This window comes from Haliea atlantica (assembly GCF_054779855.1).
The window spans coordinates 513,036-531,980 of the sequence record NZ_BAAGXL010000003.1 but is presented as its reverse complement, the minus strand read 5'-3'; the positions used below and the strand labels follow the sequence as shown (position 1 = coordinate 531,980).

Sequence of the window (18,945 nt, the reverse complement as noted above, 5' to 3'; positions counted from 1 at the left end):
GCGCCGTCAACCAGTCCTGCCAGTGCAGCATGCTAGTCTGCACGGGGCTTGTGGCTGTCGGTCGCCGGGCAGGTGCGGTATAAACGGGGCCTGTCAGAGATACGCGGGGGAGCGTGCATGCAACAGCCGATCAGCGGCTATCATCAGGACGAGAACCGGGACTGGGTGGCGGAGCTGGCCTGTGGCCACTATCAGCACGTGCGCCACCAGCCGCCCTTCACCGAGCGCCCCTGGGTGCAGACCGAGGCCGGCCGGGAGTCCATGCTGGGCAGCCGGCTGGACTGCCGCAAGTGCGAGCTGGGGGCGCCCGCCGACGAGCCCAAGGTGCCCAAGGCCGTGGTGGAGTCCAATCGCGAGCGCACCCTGGCACTGATTCAGGCGATCGCCCGCGGCGATGCCGAACATATCGCCGGGGCCTACGCCGAGGACGGCAAGCTCTACACCATGGGCGGCACGCTGATTTCCGGGGTCTATGACAAGTCGCAGATTCGCCAGTTTGCCGGCAGCGTGCTGGAGGCCTTCCCCCAGGGCCTGCACTACACCGTGCACGCGGTGACTGCCGAGGGCAGCCGGGTGGCGGTGGAGGCCACCGGGCGCGGGCGCCATGTCTCCGGCCAGGACTACGTCAACCACTACCATTTCCTGTTTACCTGGCGCGAGGGCAAGCTGCTGTCGCTGAAGGAGTACATGGATACCGAGGCAATCACGGAGGTGCTGTGCGGTGGCCAGCGCCCCGGGGATGCCTGACACGAATAACGCACAGGGAGTGCCAGCCATGACCAGCCACACCGAATTTCCCGAGCTCAGCTGTTACCTGCTGCCCGGCCACACCCAGACGCCGGCGGATGCCATCGACGAGGCCCGCGCCGCCGAGGCCCTCGGGCTCGGCCGGGTCTGGCTCTCGGAGCGCTTCGACGTCAAGGACGCCGGGGTGATCTGCAGTGCCGCGCTGGTGTCCACCGAGCGCATTCGCGTGGCCACCGCCGCCACCAACCTGCACACCCGCCACCTGATGGTGCTGGCGACGATGTGTGCCAGCCTGCACTACATTTCCGGGGGGCGCTTCGAGCTGGGCCTGGCCCGGGGGGTGGCGATTCGCAACCAGCTGATGGGCCTGGAGAGTGTCAGCAATGCGCAGATCGTCGAGGGCCTGGAGCTGCTGAAGACCCTGTGGTCCGGCGGCAGCGTGCTCGACCACCGCGGCGAGATGGGGCATTTCCCCTACCTGAGCATGGGCAAGTGGCTACAGGCGGAGATTCCCCTGCACTTTGTCGGCTTCGGCCCCGCCAGCCTGCGCTTTGCCGGCGCGCATTTCGATGGCGTGCACCTGCATACCTTCATCACCCCCGAGGGGCTGAGCCGGGCCCGGGCGCTGGTGCGCGAGGGCGCGGAGCGGGCCGGGCGCGACCCCGATGCGGTCAAGCTGCACGCGGTGCTGGCGACGGCCTGCAACCCCAGTCGCGAGGATTACTTGCGCAAGATCGTGGCGCGGATGGCCACCTACATGCAGGCCCCCGGCTACGCCGAACTGCTGGTCAAGCTCAACGACTGGGACCCGGCGGTGCTGGAGCGCTTTCGCGCCAGCGAGGTGGTGCAGTCGGTGCCCGGCGGGATCGACAGCGTGGCCACCCTGGAGCAACTGGAGCAGATCAGTGAGCTGATTCCCGAGGACTGGCTGCACGCCGCGGTGGGCACGCCGGAGGCCTGCGCCGCCCAGTGGCGCCGGGAGCTGGCCAACGGTGCCGACAGCGTGGTGATCCACGGTTCGGCGCCGAGCGAGTTCGAGCCGGTGCTGGCGGCCTATCGCGCCAGCGGTGCCCGGGAGTCCGCGACAGACTCATGAGCGACAGCGATCCCCACGCGATTCCCGAGCGCGAGCTGCGCCTGGCCCTGGTCTGTTACGGCGGTGTCTCCCTGGCGGTGTACATGCACGGCATCAGCCGGGAGATTCTCAAGCTGGTGCGCGCCTCCCGCGCCTACCACGCGCTGCCCGAGGATCGCGCGGCGACCGCCAGTTACGCCGATGCCGGCGGCCACCGGGGCGAGCTGGATACCGAGGCGGTCTACTTCCGCCTGCTGCAGCAGATCGGCGGCACGGTGCGCCTGCGGGTGCTGGTGGACGTGATCGCCGGCGCCTCCGCCGGTGGCATCAACGGCATCATGCTGGCGCGGGCCCTGGCCTGGGACCTGTCCCTGGACAAGCACCGCAAGCTCTGGCTGGATCTGGCGGATGTTGAGGAGCTGCTCGACCCGGAGGCCCGCGCGGGGCGGCTGTCGAAGGTCTACATGCGGCCGCTGTTCTGGCTGTTGCGCTGGCGCCAGCGGCGCCGGGTGCGGCGCGGGGGGCCGCCGCCGGATGCCCCCGAGCTGCTGCAGAACCTGTCCCTGTTCATGCGCTCGCGCTGGTTCGAGCCGCCCTTCAGCGGCAGCCGCATGAGCGCAATGATGCTGGACGCCCTGGAGGCCATGGGCGACGAGGAGAGTGAGGGGGAGGGCGGCAAGCGCTCCCTGCTGCCGCCGGGCCTGCCGCTGGAGCTGTTTGTCACCACCACGGATTTCTGGGGCCACCCCCAGAGCATTGCCCTGCACGACCCGCCGGAGATTCACGAGCGCGAGCACCGCCACCTGTTCCGTTTTCACCACCAGCTGACGCCGGCGGGCAAGGTGCGCTCCAACCTCGACCGCGATCACCTGCCCTCCCTGGCCTTCGCCGCCCGCGCCACCAGCAGTTTTCCCGGCGCCTTTCCCCCGGCGCGGCTACCGGAGATGGACGAGCTGCTGGCGCAGCGAGAGGCCAGCTGGGTGGGGCGCGATGACTTCATACGCACCCAGTTCAAGACCTCCCGGCGCTCCGGGGAGTGGGCCGAGGACGCCGCCTACATCGACGGCAGCGTCCTGATGAACAAGCCGGTCTCGGTGGCCCTGGAGGCGGTGCGCCGCCACGCCGCCCACCGCCAGACCGACCGCCGCCTGGTCTACCTGGAGCCCAACCCGGAGATCCACCGCGAGGTGGAGCACGAGGTGCCGCAGTTTTTCAAGACCATCATCGGTGCCCTGTCGGGGATTCCCCGCCACCAGCCGATCCGCGACGACCTGGAGGAAATCGCCCGCTTCAACGAACAGGTGCACCTGCACCGCGAGGTGGCCGACGGGGTGCGCAGCCAGGTATTGGCGAGCATGGGCGATCTGCTGCAGCGTCAGCTCGACGCGCCGCCGGACGCGCGCACCATCGCCCGCTGGCGCAACGACGCCAGCACCCGCTCCGCGGTGCAGGCGGGCTACGCCTACGAGGGCTACACCCGGCTCAAGGTGCTGGGCCTGTTGGAGGAGCTGGGCGAGCTGTTCCAGCACACCACCCGCGGCCTCAGCCGCGCCGAGGCGATGGCCCGGGTGCAGGCCTGGGCGCGCATGGAGCGCATCCGGCCCATGGGGGAAACCGCCCTCAGTGCCCGCCACGGCGAGCAGGCGCCCTGGGTGCGCTTCCTGCGCAACTACGATGTGCGCTACCGCCTGCGCCGGGTGCTGTTGCTGATTCGCCGCTGCAACGAGCTCTACACCGACCCGATCACCGCCGGTATTCCCGGGCGGCACCGCCACCTGGACCAGCTCAAGGCGCGGCTCTACCACTGCTCCGGGCGCCTGCGGGACCTGCTCGACTGGCGCAGTCGCACCCTGGGCCAGCGCGGTGGCAGCCTGCAGGGGGACCACCTGAACGCCTTCCTGGTGCGGGTGCGGGAAAAGCTGGATCTGGTCGACTACGACAGCACCCTGGACGACGTGCTGGCGGAGTGGTGCGCGGCGGTGGGGGACCTGACCCTGATCCGCGAGGTGCTGACGGCCTATTTCGGCTTTGCCTACTACGACGTGCTCACCCTGCCCATGAACCAGCAGCGGGACATGGATGCGCTGGAGGAAATCAAGGTGGACCGCATCGCCGTGGACGACGCCAACACCCTGCGCGAGGGCGGTGCCCGGGATATCCTGCGCGGGGTGCGCCTGGGCAATTTCGGCGCGTTCTTCTCCCGGCGCTTTCGCGAGAACGACTACCTCTGGGGGCGCCTCACCGCCGCCGAGCGCCTGGTGGATATTGTCGGCAGCTCGGTGCCCGAGGCGGTGGAAGCGGGCGTCGACCTACGCGACTTCAAGCGCCAGCTCTTCCTCGCGATCCTGCGCGCGGAGTCCAACCACCTGCCGGCGGTGAGCGAGCTGATCCGCGAGCTGCAGGGGGAGGCCAGCCGGCTCTGAGCGCCGCGCCGCTCGTGGAGCCGGAACGAATGAACGAAAAGTCCAGATGCCCCTAACGGGGCGCTTTCGCCCCGCCGGTGGCCCTGCTAGGATCAAGTGCCCGTGAACATTGAGGTGGCGATCCGATGTTTGATCGAAACAGGAACAAGACCCCGACCCCGGCCGTGCCCCCGGTCGAGGATGCGGTACCCGAAAGCGCCCCGGTGCCGGCACCCCGGCCGTCGTCCAACCCGGTTGCCGTGAGGAGCACTGCCATGATCGGACCCAGCATTCATATCAAGGGCACCGTCAGCGGCGACGAGGACCTGCTGATCCAGGGACGGGTCGAGGGCAGCATCGAACTGGGCCAGCACACCGTTTCGGTGGGGGAGTCCGGCAAGGTGACCGCCGATATCCGTGCCAAGACGGTGAAGATCGAAGGTGAAGTGGCCGGTGATGTCACCGGCGACGAGAAGGTGATCATCGCCAAGACCGGCCGGGTCCGCGGCAATATCGTGGCGCCGCGGGTCACCCTGGAGGACGGGGCGCACTTCAAGGGCAGCATCGACATGGACCCGGGCGAGGCGCCTGCCGCAAAACCCAAGACCAAGGTCGCGGGCAATCTCGCAGCCGGCGCCGAGGGCGGCAACCCGGAGCTGGAGCTGAAACACGGCTGACCCCCGCTTGCGCCGCCAGACTTCCCAGCTGCTGCCGGCACTGCTCGCCCGGGCCGAGGGGGCGGGGCGCCTCGAGGTGCTTGACCTCGGGCCCGCTCGCCCGGAGACCGTGGCGCATTTCTCGGGCAGCCCCTGTCGCCTGCACATCGCCGACCTGTTCGCCGAGCTACCCCTGGCCTGGGAGCAGGAGGCCCCCGACTACGCCGCCGAGCTGTCAGCCCTGCTGCCGTTGGCAACGGATGTGCGTCTCGACGTGGTGTTGTTTTGGGACCTCTTCAACTATCTGCCAGTGGAAGCCATCCAGGCCCTGCAGGCCGTGCTGCGGCCGCATCTCCACCCGGGAAGCCGCGCCCACGCCTTCGGCGTACACAAGCGCAGCGCGCCGGAAAACACCCATCACTTCGGGATTCTGGCCGGGGATACCCTGGCCCTGAGCCCGCGCCCGGCCGCCATCGCCGGCTACGCCCCCCTGTCCCAGGCGCGCCTGCAAGCCTGCCTGAGCGACTTTCGCTTCGAGCGCAGTGTGCTGCTCGGCGACGGCCGGCTGGAGTTGCTGTTGTTGCCGGCCTAGGCCCCGGCCTTAGCCGAGGAAGGCCTGCCCGCCGTCCAGGGCGATACTCTGGCCGTTGACATAGCCCGCGTCCGGGCTGCAGAGGAGGGCGACGAAGCGGCCGATGTCCGCCTCGCAGTCGCCGACCCGGCGCTGGGGAATGGTGCGGAAGAACTCGCTGGCCTCCTCGGGGCGCTCCTCGATCCAGCCGGCGAGGGCCGGTGAGGCGGCCAGGGGCAGGATGACGTTGGTGCGGATGCCCTCGGGGCCCCACTCGCAGGCGGCGGCGCGGCTGATCGAGCGAATGGCTTCCTTGCAGGCGGCGTAGATGCCGTAGCCGGCCATGTCCCAGCGCTTGGCGGAGGTGGAGGCCAGGTTGACGATCACTCCCTGGCCCTTGAGGTGGGGGTGGCAGAGCTTCATCAGGCGCAGGGTGGCCAAAGGGCCGGACTCCCAGCCCGTGGCGACGGCGCTTTCCTCCACCGCCAGCAGGGTGCCCAGGGGCACTTCCTGGGCGTTGTTGACCAGGATGCTCAGGCCGCCGAAATGGCCGACGACGGCATCGACACAGGCCTGCAGGGACTCGGGCGACTTGACGTCGCACTGCACCGGCAGTGCCTCGCCACCGGCGGCGGCAATCGCCTCGCAGGTGTCCTCGAGTTTCGCCAGGGTGCGCCCGGTCACGGCGACCTTTGCACCTTCCGCTGCCAGGGCCAGGGCGATGCCGCGCCCCACGCCCTGGCCGGCACCGGTGACCAGGGCAATCTGTCCGTTGAGTTTCATTGTTGTTATCTCCTCGCTCGGGGCTGCGCCGGGCGTCAGCGCAGCTGCACGGTCACTGTCTCGATCTCGCCGCCCTGGAAGGCGTATCCCAGGTCGCTCTCCGCCGGATAATGGCCGGCGGGGGAGCCGGTGTCCACACCGATATCGAAGGTTTCGTCAATCGAGAAATAGGCCGGCGGGGTAACCTCGATGCGCCCCCGGTCGACCACCTCGCCGTCGACCTCGAGGCGGAATTCGCCACCGCGGGCGTAGCCGCCGCCGTCGTAGTCGAAGTGCACCGCGACCTGCGGGTCACCGTCCAGGGCCTGTTCGCCGCGCAGGGTCAGTTCGCCGCGCTCGAAGACGCGGTAGTGGAAGACCGGGCGCGACTCGGCGTCGAGGAACAGTGACCAGCCGCCGACGGTGCCGCCGAGGGTGGCCAACACGCCGCGGGGCTGCTCCCCGCGCAGCTCGGCAAGCACAGACCAGGAGCGGTTCTTCAGGTTGGGGACCTGGGCCTCGGGGATGCCTACGGTGCCGGCGCGGTAGACGAAGGTATCGCGGCCCTCGCCGAGGTGGGGCACCGGGTGGGACTGCATGGTGTCGAGGGAGCTGCGCAGGGGCAGAATGCCGAGCGCTTCGGCCCGGTCGTGGAAGCGCTGTTTCAGCTCGGCGAGTTTTTCCGGGTGGCTGTCCGCGAGATCGCGGGACTGGCTGTAGTCCGTCTCCAGGTGGTAGAGCTCCCAGGTGTCGGCTTCCATCGGGGTGGGCCGGATCACGCCGCCCACGGTCCAGGGCAGGCGCTGGTGGAAGGCCGAGGCCATCCAGCCCTCGTGGTAGATGCCGCGGTTACCGTGCACCTCGAAGAACTGCGTGGGGTGGTGTTCGGGGGCCTCGGGGTCACGCAGGCTGGCCAGCAGGCTGCTGCCGTCCATGGGGCGTTGTGCCACGCCGTTGACGGTTTCCGGCAGCGGGATGTCCAGGGCGTCGAGAATGGTGGGGGCGATGTCGTTGACGTGGCTGAACTGGCTGCGCAGGCCGCCGGCCTGCTCGCCGATCACCGCCGGCCAGCTGATCACCGTGCCGACCCGGGAGCCGCCCAGGTGGGAGGCCACCTGCTTGACCCACTGGAAGGGCGAGGTCAGGGCCCAGGCCCAGCCGGCGGGGTACTGGGGGAAGGTGTCCTTGCCGCCGATGCGCTCCAGGGCATCCAGCTGCTGGTCCAGGGTTTCCGGCAGGCCCTGCAGGGAACCCAGGTAGTTGATGCTGCCCGCCAGGCCGCCCTCGGCGCTGCTGCCGTTGTCGCCGGCGATGTATACGAACAGGGTGTTGTCGAACTCGCCGCGGGCCTTGAGGGCCTCGACCAGGCGCCCGATCTGCACGTCGGTGTGCTCCAGGAAACCGGCGAAGGTCTGCATCAGCCGCGCCGCCACCTGCCGCTCTTCGTCGCTCAGACTATCCCAGGCGGGCAGGGTGTCCGGGCGCGGGTTCAGCCGGGTATCGGCGGGCACCACGCCGAGCTGTTTCTGGCGCGCGAGAATGGCTTCGCGCATGGCGTCCCAGCCGGCCTCGAACTGGCCGTCGTACTGGTCGATCCAGGACTGTGCCACCTGCAGGGGGGCGTGTACCGCACCCGGTGCCAGGTAGAGGAAGAAGGGCTTGTCGGCATCCAGGGACTGCACCGCGTCCATCCAGTCGATGGCCTGGTCGACGATGTCCTCGGTCACGTGGTAGTCGTCACCGGCCGGGCGGTGGATCGGGGTGGTGCCCTCGTAGAGGGTGGGCTCGTACTGGTCGGTTTCCCCGCCCATGAAGCCGTAGAACTTGTCGAAGCCGACCCCGGTGGGCCAGCGGTCAAAGGGGCCCGCCTGGGAGGCCTCCCAGGTTTGGGTCAGGTGCCACTTGCCGAAGGCGCCGGTGCTGTAGCCCTGCTCGCGCAGGATGGCGGCGATGGTGGCGGTCTCTTCCCGCAGCAGGCCCTGGTAGCCGGGCAGGGCGCTGGAGGAGTTGAGTACCGCGCCGACGTTGGCGGCGTGGGCGTCGCGTCCGGTGAGCAGGGCGGCGCGGGTCGGCGAGCAGATGGCGGTGGTGTGGAAACGGTTGTAGCGCAGGCCCTCGTTCGCCAATGCGCTGAGGGCGGGTGTCTGTACCGGGCCACCGAAGGCCTCGGTGGCGCCGAAGCCGACGTCGTCGAGCAGCACGACCACGACGTTGGGCGCGCCCTCGGGTGCCCGCGATACCGGGATGCTGGCAGTGGTGTCGGGTGTGGCGGTGCTCTGCGCGGCGTTTGCCGGGGCGGCGACTGATGCGGCGGCTGCCGTGACCAGGCCCAGGGCGCCAAACAGGGCGGCGGCGCGGCGGCTCACGCGGGACAGCCAGCCACCGGAGCGGGCGGCGTCACCCCGATGGATGGAATCGACAGTATCGATGGACATGGGCAGGTCTCCTCGGCGCCCGGGCAGGATCCCGGGCCGTGTACTCAGGGTTTAGATCACTTGATTCAAACAGTTGGTGAATCCTATGCTAGGGTATGATGAGCGGTCAACCGGGGTGCTATGTACAAGGGGGTCCAATAGCATGAGCACGAAACACAGCCGTCCGGCGGCGGGGGTGGGCGATACCCGCGAGCGGCTGCTGCGCGCGGCGCGCTCGCTGATTACCGTGCACGGGGTGGAAGGGGTCTCGATTCGCGGCATTAATGCCGCCGCGGGCGCCAGCCCCGGCAGCCTGCACTATCACTTCGGATCCCGGGAATCCCTGCTGGTCGCACTGATCAGCGAGTACATCGAGCCCTTGATGCGCGAGCGCCAGCAACTGCTGGCGCTGTGCGAGGCCCGGGGCCCGCTGGGCGTGCGCGAGATTGCCGAGGTCATGGTGATGCCCCTGGCGCGCACCGCGATCGAGGGCGGCGAGGATGGCATGGCCCACGTCTGCCTGCTGGCGCGGCTCTACGGCGATCGCAACGAAATCCTGTTCAATTACACCGGCGAGCCCTGGATGCGGGCGATCTACGAGCGCCAGTTTACCGCGCTCAAACACTGCCGCCCCGGCGTGCCGGAGGCGGAGTTGATGCTGCGCCTGGATCTGTCGACCCACTGCATGCTGCGGGGGCTCTCGGCACTGCGGGAGGAGGGGGCCGACTGGCAGCTGGGCAGCGGTTACCGCGGTTTTGATCCCTGGGAGCGGGTCGAGGCCATCCTCCGCTTTGTTGCTGCCGGGCTGCAGGCCTAGGCGCGCGGGTCAGGCGGAGAGCGCGACCAGGCCGAGCACCATCATGCCTACCAGGCAGTGTGCGATCAGGGCCAGCAGGCCGTCCCGGGAGACCAGCGCCAGGCCATAGGCACACAGTGCCGCCCCGGCGATGGACGAGGAGAAGGGGATCAGCTCCATCGCTGGCATGGTGAACGCGATGCCGAGGCAGATCAACGCGATCAGCAGATGGGAAGGGCCCTTGACCAGGTAGGTCATGCGTGGCTTGAGTACCCGGTCGATCAGGCTGGCCGGGGTGTACAGGCGCTGCAGCACACGCAGCAGGGTATCCCGCCCGAGGTTGCGCGCCAGCAGCCACCGCGGCAGCCAGAAATGCCGGTGCCCGACCAGCATCTGCAAGGACACCAGCAGCACGATGATCGCCATGGTGGTGGGGAACAGGGGAATGCCACTCAGGGGCGAGGTGACCAGTGCGCCCGTCAACATGAGTACCGGGGCGAAGGAGCGGCTGCCCACCGCGCGCAGGATTTCCCCGGTGGTCACGCGGCTGTGCTCCCGGCGCGCGGCTGTCTCGATCTGCTCCAGCAGTTGTTCCAGGTTTCGGGCTGCGTCGTCGCTCATGGGTTCGCGTTGTAGACCATGGTGCAATTGCGCCCCCCACCTTTCGCGGCATACAGCGCCTCGTCTGCCTGGCGCAGCAAGGCGTCGGCTGCGAGGTCCGGATTCGGTACACAGGCCGCCACGCCAATCGACGCGGTCAGCGGCACGGCTTCACCTTGCCACTGGAAATTTGCGCCGGCAATGGCCTGCCTGATGGCCTCGGCCACCGCGAGGGCGCCCTCGGTGTCGGTACCCGGCAGCAGGACAACCAGTTCTTCGCCGCCGTAGCGGCATACCAGGTCACTACTGCGCTGAACCTGCTCCTGGCAAAGTGCGGCAATAACCCGGAGACATTCGTCACCGCACAGATGGCCGCGGGTGTCGTTGATGCGCTTGAAGTGGTCGGCATCGATCAGGAGCAGTGCAAGGCTGCGCGACTCCCGCGCGTGTCGCGACCACTCCTTCGCCAGGACCTCGTCGAAGTAGGCGCGGTTCTTCAGCTGGGTGAGGCTGTCAAGCTGGCTGAGGACCTTCAACTGATCGTAGGCCAGCTCCAGGGCCTCCGTGCGCTCGGCCACACGCGACTCGAGGACTTCGTTGGCTTCGCGCTGCATGGCGAGGTTGCGCTGCTGCGCCTCTTCACGCCGGGCGCGCTCCAGGTTGATGCGATAGGCCAGGGCGAAGGAGAGCAGGAGCATTTGCAGGACGGTACCGACCTGCGGCAGGTACTCGGTAAAGGTGCTGCTGGGCAGCACACCCAGCTTGCTCAGGTTGAACAGAATATTGCCGGCGAGAAACAGCGACCAGGCGAGCACAAAGATGGGCGCCAGGGTGCTGCCCCGGGCCCAGAGGTGGCAACTGCCGATGAAGATCAGCACCGAGCCAAGCGTTGAGCCAGCCAGGATGGCAATCAGGATCGCCGAGTAGGGCAGCACCAGGCCGCAGAGTGCGATCGCCGCACCGATACCGGCCAGGCCGCGCAGGGCCCGGGACCAGCCCGGGCTGTAGCGTTTTGCGTCCAGGAAGCGGTCAGTGAAGATACAGACGACGGCGAAGCCCACCGAGAAGAACAGCGGGATCGCTTGGTGGTTGAAAGCCGGGTTATCGGGCCAGAGATACTGCAGGCCGAGGCCGCGCAGGGATACCTGCGCCATCAGGAAGGTGCCCAGGAACACCACATACCACAGGTAGGCAACGTCCCGTACCGCGAAGTACAGCAGCAGGTGGTAGGCGGCCAGGGCCAGCATGATGCCAATAAACAGGGCCTGGAGCAGCAGGCCGTGCTGGGTTTCCTCGACGTAGCGGCTGGGCTCCCAGAGGGACGCGGGCAACTGTACCGACCCGGTTGTCTCAACCCGCAGCAGAAGCAGGTAGCGCTCCCCCGCCTTGAACTGCAGGGGAAATACGAAGTGCCGATGTTCAATCGGGCGGCTGTCGAAGGGCAGGCGATCGCCGGTGGCAAAGCGCTGCACCAGCTGGCCCTGGTGCCACAGGGACAGGTCCAGGTGATCGAGGGGTGGGTAGGCGATCACCAGCAGGCGTTCTAGATCGCGCGGGCTCTCCAGCCACGCGGCAAACCACACCGGCTCACGGACCAGGCCCAGGTTGGGGGTTTCGCCACTGGCCGGCTGCCAGTCGGGTTGAACGCGGCCGCCGGCGATGTCGCTGGCGTTCAGCGAAGCACTGCTGTCGACGACATGCACCAGGGAATTGCCCAGCAACTGGCTCTCCGCCGCGGTCAGCGCCAGCTCGGGGATGTCGGCTTTCGCCACGGCCGCCGCGGCCAGCAGCAGGCAGGTCAGCATAATCCGGGCACAGGCCCGGCCTGGTGTCGACAGCCGGGACAGGGGCCATCGGGTCATACGGCTGCTCCCGGGAGTTGAGAATCCGTGGGCAGTATATCGAAGCCGGGTCGCGGGGTGTGGCCATGCCCCCGGGCTTTCACGAGATTCAGCCAGTTTCTTCCGCCACGGCGCGCAGGCGCTGCCTGTCCGCCTCCAGTGACAGCGCGAGCTCCGCGCGGTGTTGCGCCAGTGTCGACTGGCGTCTCGCCGCGGCACGAAAGGCCTCGTCGCCCAGGCGATTCAGTGCGCGCAGGCATTTCTGCAAACGCAGCTGTACTTCGACCTGAGCGGCGCCGTCGCGGGCAATCAGCATGAAGGCATCCTCGAACAGGTCATCAATCTGCAAGGTCGCCACATGCACCCGTGGCAGTTCGGGCTCGGATTCGGACGGGGTCTCCGCCCACAGTATCAGCAGACGTGTCAGGCGGCCGAGCACGTCGATCGCGGTTCCCGGGTCGTTCATTGCCGGGGACAGTGCGCGGCAGGCGATTTCGCTCATGACGGCGAGACCAAAGCGCGGGTCCTGGTCGAAGCTGCGTTCATTGCCGATGGTAAATGCCCGGCGAATTTCCGCGGATGCCGGCTCCAGACGGCCCTCCGGGACATCGGTCGGCAGCCAGGCCAGGGGCGTATCTGGGTAGATCATGTTGCCGGGAATCGCGGTGACGAACAGGTCGCGATCGAGTTGCTCGCAGCACTCTCCCAGGGCCTGCATGTCGACGTGCTGCAGGTAGCCGGTGGTGCCCCCGCAGATGGCCCGGGCGCCGGGGGGAAGTCCGCTCTCGTCGCAAAGCGGTGTGCCGCCCAGGCAGGGTGCCTTGCGCCGCACCTGCATGGCCTCGCGTGTGGTCTGCTCCACCAGGTTCGTGGTCTCGCCGACGCGCCCCAGCCGGGTGAGCTGGTCGATCCAGCGCAGGAGGGAGACCACGATGAGCATGATGACCGCGATGGTAAACAGGAACAGCACGAAGCGGCCGCGCTCGCCGTAGGCCCCGGTCTTCAGCACCACGATGCCGACGATGCTGAAGAGGAAGGAGCCGATAAAGGTCGAGAGCACATTCTGGCTCACCCGATCCTCCATCAGCAGGCGGGTGTCGCGGGGCGAGACATTGCTGGTGGAGGCGCTGTAGGCGGCGGTCATCACGCTGAGCGAAAAGGTGGTCACCGCCAGCATGCTGGTCGCGATAATGTTGAGAACACCGTCCACGGCTTCGGCGCCGATATAGGTGGGCAGAACCGCGGGCACATGATCCTCGATCAGGGCGGCAAAGATCGCGGCACCCACACCCAGCAGCCCAATCAGGGTGGCCCGCACCCACAGCGTGCGGGTCAGCTGTCTCAGTATCCAGTACCAGCGCGGCATGGCGATATCTCCAGCGTGTCGCAGCCGCGGGGGCTGCGATCTGAGCGAAGTTCCAGCATACACCGAATTCGCGAAAAGCCGACTCCGTGTCCATACTGCGAGAAAAGTGCGGGGGCGCCCGGCCATGGAACACAGCGCATCGGTCATCGACCTGGTCAGCGGGGTGGTCTTTCTATTGCTGGTGGCAGCGGCGGTGCTGGCCTTTTGCAAGCGCTTTCGCCTGCCCTTCACCGTGCTCCTGGTCGTGGTCGGCATCGGGCTGTCCGGACTGGAGCCATGGGCGCCGGCTTTCCTCCAGCCCCTGGTGGGCTTTGCCATCTCCCCCGAGGTGATTCTGTTTGTCTTTCTGCCCACGCTGATTTTCGAGTCGGCACTCCATCTCGAGGTGCGCGAGCTGCGGCGCAACCTGCTGCCGGTGCTGACGCTGGCGGTGCCGGGCCTGCTGATCTCCACGGCGATTATCGGCTTCCTGGTAGCCGGGGTCACCGGCATTGACCTTGCCGCGGCGCTGTTGCTGGGGGCGATTCTCAGCGCCACCGATCCGGTGGCGGTGATCTCCCTGTTCAAGCAGCTGGGCGCGCCGCGCCGGCTCACCATCCTGGTGGAGGGGGAAAGCCTGTTCAACGATGCCACCGCGATTGTCGCCTCGCAGATCCTGCTGGCCATCGCCGTGGCGGGCTATGTGTCAACCAACACGGTTGTCGCAGGCCTGGGCGACTTTGTATTCGTATTCTTCGGCGGCGCGGTGGTCGGCTGGGTGCTCGCGGTGGTGACCGGTTTCGTGCTGGGGCGGGTGGAGGAGGACGCCATGATCGAGATATCCCTGACCACCATCCTCGCCTATTTTTCCTTCCTGATTGCCGAGCACCTGCTGCACGTCAGTGGCGTCATGGCTACCGTGGCGGCCGCCCTGACCATCGGCAGCTGGGGGCGCTCCAAGATCTCCCACTCGGTTACCGAATACCTGGAGCATTTCTGGGAGTACCTGGCCTTTGTTGCCAACGCGCTGATCTTCCTGCTGGTGGGGCTGCAGATCAATGTGGCGGCCATCGCGGATGCCTGGTCCACACTGTTGTGGGTGATCGCTGCCATGCTGCTGGCGCGGGCGGTGGTGGTGTTCAGCCTGGTGCCGCTCGTCGGGCGCCTGCCGGGTGCCGAGCATATTGACCGGCGTTTCCAGGTGGTCATGTACTGGGGCGGCCTGCGCGGGGCCATTGCCCTGGCGATTGCCCTCAGTCTCGGTGATTTTGCCTATGCCGATACCTTCGTCGTGCTGGTCACGGGTGCGGTCCTGTTTACCCTGGTCGTACAGGGGCTCAGCATCGAAACCCTGATTCGCTGGTTGGGCCTGAACCGGCCGCCCCTGGCCGACCGCATCGCCGAGAGCGAGGCGCGCCTGAGTGCCCGGCGCACGGCGCTGGCCAGCCTGCCGCGCTTGCAGCAGGAGGGCGGTTTCTCGGCGCGGCGCACGGCACGCGTGGGCACGGCCCTGGAACTGGCAATCGAGGAAGCCGAGCAACAATTCGAGGACCAGCGCCGCCGGGAGCTGACCCGCGAGAGTGAATACAATCTGCTGCTTTTGAAGTGCTTCTCGGTGCAGAAGGCCCTCTACCATGAGATGTTCAGCCGCGGGCACCTGTCGGAGAAGACCTATCGCAACATGGTCTACGCGCTCAACGTGGAGGCGGACAGCCTGCGCTACCACGGCACCTTGCCCAGGATTCCACCGCGCTCGCGCTTCGAGCGCTGGTCGCGCAATACCTGGATGCGCCTGGTGCAGCGCCTGGGCATGGGCCTGCTGGACGACCACGCCGAGTCGATTCGCAGCCACTCGACGGCGCGCGATTACGAACTGGCCTGGGCCGGCTATCACGGCTGCATGCGGGTACTGGCCACCATCGACCAGCTCTCGCGCCTCAGCGACGCACGGGGCGAGGTGGTGGCGGAGGTGAGTGCCCTGTTCCGGCGCTGGGCGCGGGGTGCCCGCAAGCGCATGGAACATGTGATGCAGGACTTCCCGGAGTTCCACCAGGCCAGCGAGCAGCGCCTGGCCGAGCGCATGATGCTGCACAGCCAGCGCGATTTTATCCTCGCCCAGCGGCGCAGCGGTTCCATTCCCAACAGTGTGGCCACGGGCCTGCTGCAGGAGCTGGACGAGGAAATCCGGCAGCGGCGGGGATACGACACCACGCGTTTCCGCATCGATCCCGTGGAGCTGCTGCGCAAAGTGCCCCTGTTCGAGCACGTACCGGAAGCCGAGGTGCCGCGTATCCTGGCCTGCCTGAAGCAGCGCACGGTGCCGGCGCGCCAGGACCTGATTCGCGAGGGTGACTACGACGACTCCCTCTACCTGATCGCCCGCGGCCAGGTGCGGGTACTGCGGCTCAATGCGCAGGGCGACGAGGAGGAGGTTGCGGTGCTGGCTGCCGGCGACTTCGTGGGGGAGAGCGGCTTCCTCACGGGCGCCGCGCGCAGCGCCACCTGCCGCGCCCTGACCCCCTGTGCGATTTACGAGCTCAAGCGCCGCGATCTGGAGCGTTTCCGCCTTAGCTGCCCGGAACTTCACGCAGCCTTGCAGGCGGCCCGTGCACAGCGGGGGGAAGCATGAGCGTTGCGCCGCGACAGCGGTCTGCGGCAGCATAGGGCTTTTGTGCCCAGGGAAGACTCAACCATGACGACGGATTTGCAACGTGCACCCTATACCACCCTGCGGACCCAGTGCCCGCCGGCCTGGATCGACGTCAACCAGCACATGAACGCCACGCATTACACGCTGGTGGTCTACGACGCCCACGTCGCCTTGACCGATATCCTCGGCCTGGGTGACGACTATGTGGCGCAGACGGGATGCGGCAAGGTGGTGCTGGAGAGCCACCTGGTCTACGAGCGGGAGGTGGGTCTGGGCGACGAGCTCGAGGTGCGTTCCTGGCTGCTGGCAGTGGATGCCAAGCGCCTGCATTTCTTTCACGAACTGTATAATCTGAGTCGTGACTGCCGCGCGGCGATTGCCGAGCAGGTGGACATGCATGTCGACCTGGGCGCCCGGCGCTCCGCGCCCTTTCCCGACTGGAAGCTGCGCCAGCTGCAGGATGTGGTGCGCCAGATGCTGTCGCAGCCCTACCCGGAGGGTGTCGGCAGTCGCCTGCGCCCGCCGGTGAATGACTGGCTGCAGACCACACAATCCTGATTGCCCAATAGCGAGGCGGCAGCATGCAGTACTGGCTTTCCATCACCACCATCCCGGAGCAGGACCAGCTGCTGGACCTGGCGCGTCTCGCGGAATCCCTCGGCTTTGACGGCATTACCCTGGCCGACCATGTGCTGATGCCGACGCGCATCGAGAGCCGCTATCCCTACACCGAGGACGGCGAGGTCTGGTGGACACCGGAAACCCCCTGGCCCGACCCCTGGGTCACCCTGGCCAGCATGGGGGCGGTGACCTCGCGCCTGAAACTGGCCTCGAATATCTGCCTGGCGGCATTGCGCGACCCCGCGGTGCTGGCCAAGGCCGTCACCACCGCCGCGGTGCTGACCAACGAGCGGGTTGTGCTGGGGGCCGCGGTGGGCTGGCTGCGCGAGGAGTACGACCTGCTCGGCGTGCCCTTCGAGCAGCGCGGCCGCCGACTGGACGAACTGCTGGCGCTGTTCCATCTGTTCTGCAGCGGCAAGGCCTTTGCTCATGAGGGCGAGTTTTTCCGCTACCCCGAAGTGTTGATGAGCCCCGCGCCGAAACGGCCGGTACCGGTGTGGTGTGGCGGGGCGGCCCCGGCGGCCCTGCGTCGCGCTGCGCGACAGGACGGCTGGCTCGGTCTGCCCCTGGACCGCGCCAGTGCACCGCCGATGATCCAGACCTTGCGCGATGAGCGGAAGCGTGCCGGGCTGCCCCTGGACGATTTTGCCATCAACATCGCCCTGACCGAGGCCCACGAGCCGGCGACGATTCGCGAGCTGGAGGAGCAGGGGGTGACCGGGCTGATGATCATGGCGCCCTGGCTGCCCAATCCCTTTTTCACCGCCGACTGGTACGATCCGGAGGCAGACCCCGCGCGCTTCGAGACCAAGCGCGCGGCCCTGGAGCGTTTTGCCGAGCAGGTACTGAGCAGCGCTGGCCAGCCCTGAGCAGACGCTAGCGAATGGGCTCGAGCACCACCACCGGAATGCGCCGCTCGGTTGCCGCCTGGTACTTGGTGTAGGGCGCGTAGTAATTGACCATGATCTCCCACAGCTTCTCGCGCTCCTCGCCGACCGCATCCCGCGCCATGGCAGGGAAGCGGTCGGAAGCCACCTGTACCTCGACCCGGGGGTTGGCCTGCAGGTTCAGGTACCAGGCGGGGTGCGCGGGGGCACCGCCCTTGGAGGCGATCACGCAATAGTTGCCGTCGTTGGTGGGGCGGTAGATCAACGGCAGGGTGAGTGGCTCCCCCGACTTGCGGCCGGTGGTGGTCAACAACAGCGTGGTGAGCATGCCGCTGCCACCACCCAGCGAGGCATCCCAGAAGTGACCTTTTTCAGGGTCGCGGCGGTAGAGCTCGATATGCTCGCGAATCCAGTCGGGCATGGAGTCCGGTATTTTCTGTGCCATGGTCTTGCCTCCATTGAGGGGAAAGCGAATTTCAGTGTAAATGCAAACACGCTGTGTTTGTAGTCGCGACCTCAGCGCCATAGTCTGCTTCGACTGGGACCAGTCGGCGTGCAGGGAGGGGGTTGTGCTAGCGTTTCTCGGAGCGAAGCGAGTGAGGGCCGGCGCGGCAGGCAGTGCCCCCCGCGAAGCCTTTTCACCCGAGCAGGCACTTCGGATGCGGCTCCCCCACTACCATCCCGACATGCCTTTCCTGGTGTCCTGGTCACAAAAGGCCGGTTGTACCTCGGTGCTGAAATGGTTCCTGTTTCACGCCGGGGTTCTCGAGGAAGCGCTGGCCTATTCCGATTCGGATCCGGGCATGGATATCCACAGCTATGAAATGCGCGTATTCAAGGCGGAGAAGGGCTATCGCCAGGGTGTTCAGCAGGCGCTGCGTGTTGGCATGCCGGTGCTGAATTTCCTGCGCTGCCCCTTCCAGCGAACCTTCAGTGCCTATGTCCACCTGAGCAATCGCTTTTTCATCAACCTGGAGCGCAAAGGCATCACGTCGATGGGCTTGCGCACGCGACAGCGGCTGCTTCGGCATGTGTATGGCGACGACGTCGGCATTGAGTACCCGGTTTCCTTTCTCGACTATCTGGGCTGGCTGGAGGCGGAGGTCGATACGCTGGATGACCCCCATCACATGCCGCAGCACTCGGCAATCTACGCCTGCCCGACCATCGAGCACTACCGTCTGGAAGACTTCGACCAGGTGGTCGTCGAGATCGAACGGCGCTTCGGGCTGAAGCCCTCCCGCGGGCAAGCCCTGGGCAGTGGCCACCACCGTCCCAAGAGCCCGGTGGCGGACCGGGCGGCCCTGCGCCTGCTGGAGCGGGCGCTACCGCTCAATCCCTCGCCGCAGTTCCGCCTGCCCCGGGTCACCCGGGAGCTGCTGGCCGGCACCGAGTTCGAAGCGCGCATCCAGCGCCTGTATGCGCGGGACATCGCCCTTTACGACAGTCTCGGCTGAATGCCGGGATAGGCCATGGGGTCGCCTCGCGTTTATGGAATTTTTATGCGCTGGCCCCTGGAAAGTTATCGACTGTTTACGCGGCCTGCCCCCACACTATAGGTGACGTTGCGGGGGAGGG

The 18,945-nt window shown here is 67.4% G+C and carries 16 protein-coding genes; 10 read left to right on the top strand and 6 right to left on the bottom strand.

The window, feature by feature from the left end; translation table 11 throughout:
* The first annotated feature begins 117 nt into the window (after positions 1-117).
* The 5 genes from ACYVGS_RS02460 (at position 118) to ACYVGS_RS02440 (ending at position 5,472) form a co-directional block, all read left to right on the top strand.
* Complete coding sequence (locus tag ACYVGS_RS02460; protein ID WP_460587044.1) at positions 118-747, top strand: DUF3565 domain-containing protein; 630 nt, start codon at positions 118-120, stop codon at positions 745-747.
* Positions 748-775: 28 nt separating this feature from the next.
* Positions 776-1,843 carry an LLM class oxidoreductase gene (locus ACYVGS_RS02455; RefSeq protein ID WP_460587043.1) on the top strand — a complete coding sequence of 356 codons (1,068 nt, stop codon included), beginning with the start codon at positions 776-778 and terminating at the stop codon, positions 1,841-1,843.
* Positions 1,840-4,245, top strand: coding sequence for a patatin-like protein (locus tag ACYVGS_RS02450; RefSeq protein WP_460587042.1), 2,406 nt, complete (start codon positions 1,840-1,842; stop codon positions 4,243-4,245). The genes ACYVGS_RS02455 and ACYVGS_RS02450 overlap by 4 nt, the downstream gene beginning before the upstream one ends.
* A 254-nt stretch (positions 4,246-4,499) precedes the next feature.
* Positions 4,500-4,901 (top strand): bactofilin family protein, encoded by a 402-nt coding sequence (locus tag ACYVGS_RS02445; RefSeq protein WP_460587041.1) that lies wholly within the window; start codon positions 4,500-4,502, stop codon positions 4,899-4,901.
* Positions 4,902-4,908: 7 nt separating this feature from the next.
* The gene (locus ACYVGS_RS02440; RefSeq protein ID WP_460587040.1) at positions 4,909-5,472 is read left to right on the top strand and encodes a hypothetical protein; all 564 of its coding nucleotides are present in this window, start codon (positions 4,909-4,911) and stop codon (positions 5,470-5,472) included.
* Positions 5,473-5,481: 9 nt separating this feature from the next.
* Here the strand turns inward: ACYVGS_RS02440 and ACYVGS_RS02435 are convergent, their stop codons facing one another.
* The gene (locus ACYVGS_RS02435; protein WP_460587039.1) at positions 5,482-6,234 is read right to left on the bottom strand and encodes an SDR family NAD(P)-dependent oxidoreductase; all 753 of its coding nucleotides are present in this window, start codon (positions 6,232-6,234) and stop codon (positions 5,482-5,484) included.
* Positions 6,235-6,269: 35 nt separating this feature from the next.
* On the bottom strand, positions 6,270-8,648 hold the full coding sequence (locus ACYVGS_RS02430) for an arylsulfatase (protein WP_460587038.1): 2,379 nt from the start codon (positions 8,646-8,648) through the stop codon (positions 6,270-6,272).
* A 142-nt stretch (positions 8,649-8,790) separates the two neighbouring features.
* On the opposite strand from ACYVGS_RS02430, the gene ACYVGS_RS02425 reads away from it, so the two are divergent.
* Positions 8,791-9,444 carry a TetR/AcrR family transcriptional regulator gene (locus tag ACYVGS_RS02425; protein WP_460587037.1) on the top strand — a complete coding sequence of 218 codons (654 nt, stop codon included), beginning with the start codon at positions 8,791-8,793 and terminating at the stop codon, positions 9,442-9,444.
* Positions 9,445-9,453: 9 nt separating this feature from the next.
* On the opposite strand, the gene ACYVGS_RS02420 is transcribed toward ACYVGS_RS02425, so the two are convergent.
* The 3 genes from ACYVGS_RS02420 to ACYVGS_RS02410 all read right to left on the bottom strand — a co-directional run bounded on the left by ACYVGS_RS02420 (position 9,454) and on the right by ACYVGS_RS02410 (position 13,230).
* Complete coding sequence (locus ACYVGS_RS02420; RefSeq protein ID WP_460587036.1) at positions 9,454-10,044, bottom strand: exopolysaccharide biosynthesis protein; 591 nt, start codon at positions 10,042-10,044, stop codon at positions 9,454-9,456.
* On the bottom strand, positions 10,041-11,885 hold the full coding sequence (locus tag ACYVGS_RS02415) for a sensor domain-containing diguanylate cyclase (RefSeq protein WP_460587035.1): 1,845 nt from the start codon (positions 11,883-11,885) through the stop codon (positions 10,041-10,043). The genes ACYVGS_RS02420 and ACYVGS_RS02415 overlap by 4 nt, the downstream gene beginning before the upstream one ends.
* 88 nt (positions 11,886-11,973) lie before the next feature.
* Positions 11,974-13,230: a DUF2254 domain-containing protein gene (locus ACYVGS_RS02410; protein ID WP_460587034.1), complete on the bottom strand. Its 1,257-nt coding sequence runs from the start codon at positions 13,228-13,230 to the stop codon at positions 11,974-11,976.
* 124 nt (positions 13,231-13,354) lie between these two features.
* Here ACYVGS_RS02410 and ACYVGS_RS02405 point away from each other — a divergent pair, with 124 nt between their 5' ends.
* From ACYVGS_RS02405 to ACYVGS_RS02395, 3 genes are all read left to right on the top strand, one after another.
* Positions 13,355-15,838: a cation:proton antiporter gene (locus tag ACYVGS_RS02405; RefSeq protein WP_460587033.1), complete on the top strand. Its 2,484-nt coding sequence runs from the start codon at positions 13,355-13,357 to the stop codon at positions 15,836-15,838.
* A gap of 63 nt (positions 15,839-15,901) precedes the next feature.
* The gene (locus ACYVGS_RS02400) at positions 15,902-16,417 is read left to right on the top strand and encodes a thioesterase family protein (protein ID WP_460587032.1); all 516 of its coding nucleotides are present in this window, start codon (positions 15,902-15,904) and stop codon (positions 16,415-16,417) included.
* Positions 16,418-16,440: 23 nt separating this feature from the next.
* Positions 16,441-17,349, top strand: coding sequence for an LLM class oxidoreductase (locus ACYVGS_RS02395; protein WP_460587031.1), 909 nt, complete (start codon positions 16,441-16,443; stop codon positions 17,347-17,349).
* A 7-nt stretch (positions 17,350-17,356) separates the two neighbouring features.
* Here ACYVGS_RS02395 and ACYVGS_RS02390 read toward each other — a convergent pair whose 3' ends face one another.
* On the bottom strand, positions 17,357-17,812 hold the full coding sequence (locus ACYVGS_RS02390) for a nitroreductase family deazaflavin-dependent oxidoreductase (RefSeq protein WP_460587030.1): 456 nt from the start codon (positions 17,810-17,812) through the stop codon (positions 17,357-17,359).
* 214 nt (positions 17,813-18,026) lie between these two features.
* Here ACYVGS_RS02390 and ACYVGS_RS02385 point away from each other — a divergent pair, with 214 nt between their 5' ends.
* Positions 18,027-18,824 (top strand): hypothetical protein, encoded by a 798-nt coding sequence (locus ACYVGS_RS02385; RefSeq protein WP_460587029.1) that lies wholly within the window; start codon positions 18,027-18,029, stop codon positions 18,822-18,824.
* Positions 18,825-18,945: the final 121 nt, after the last annotated feature.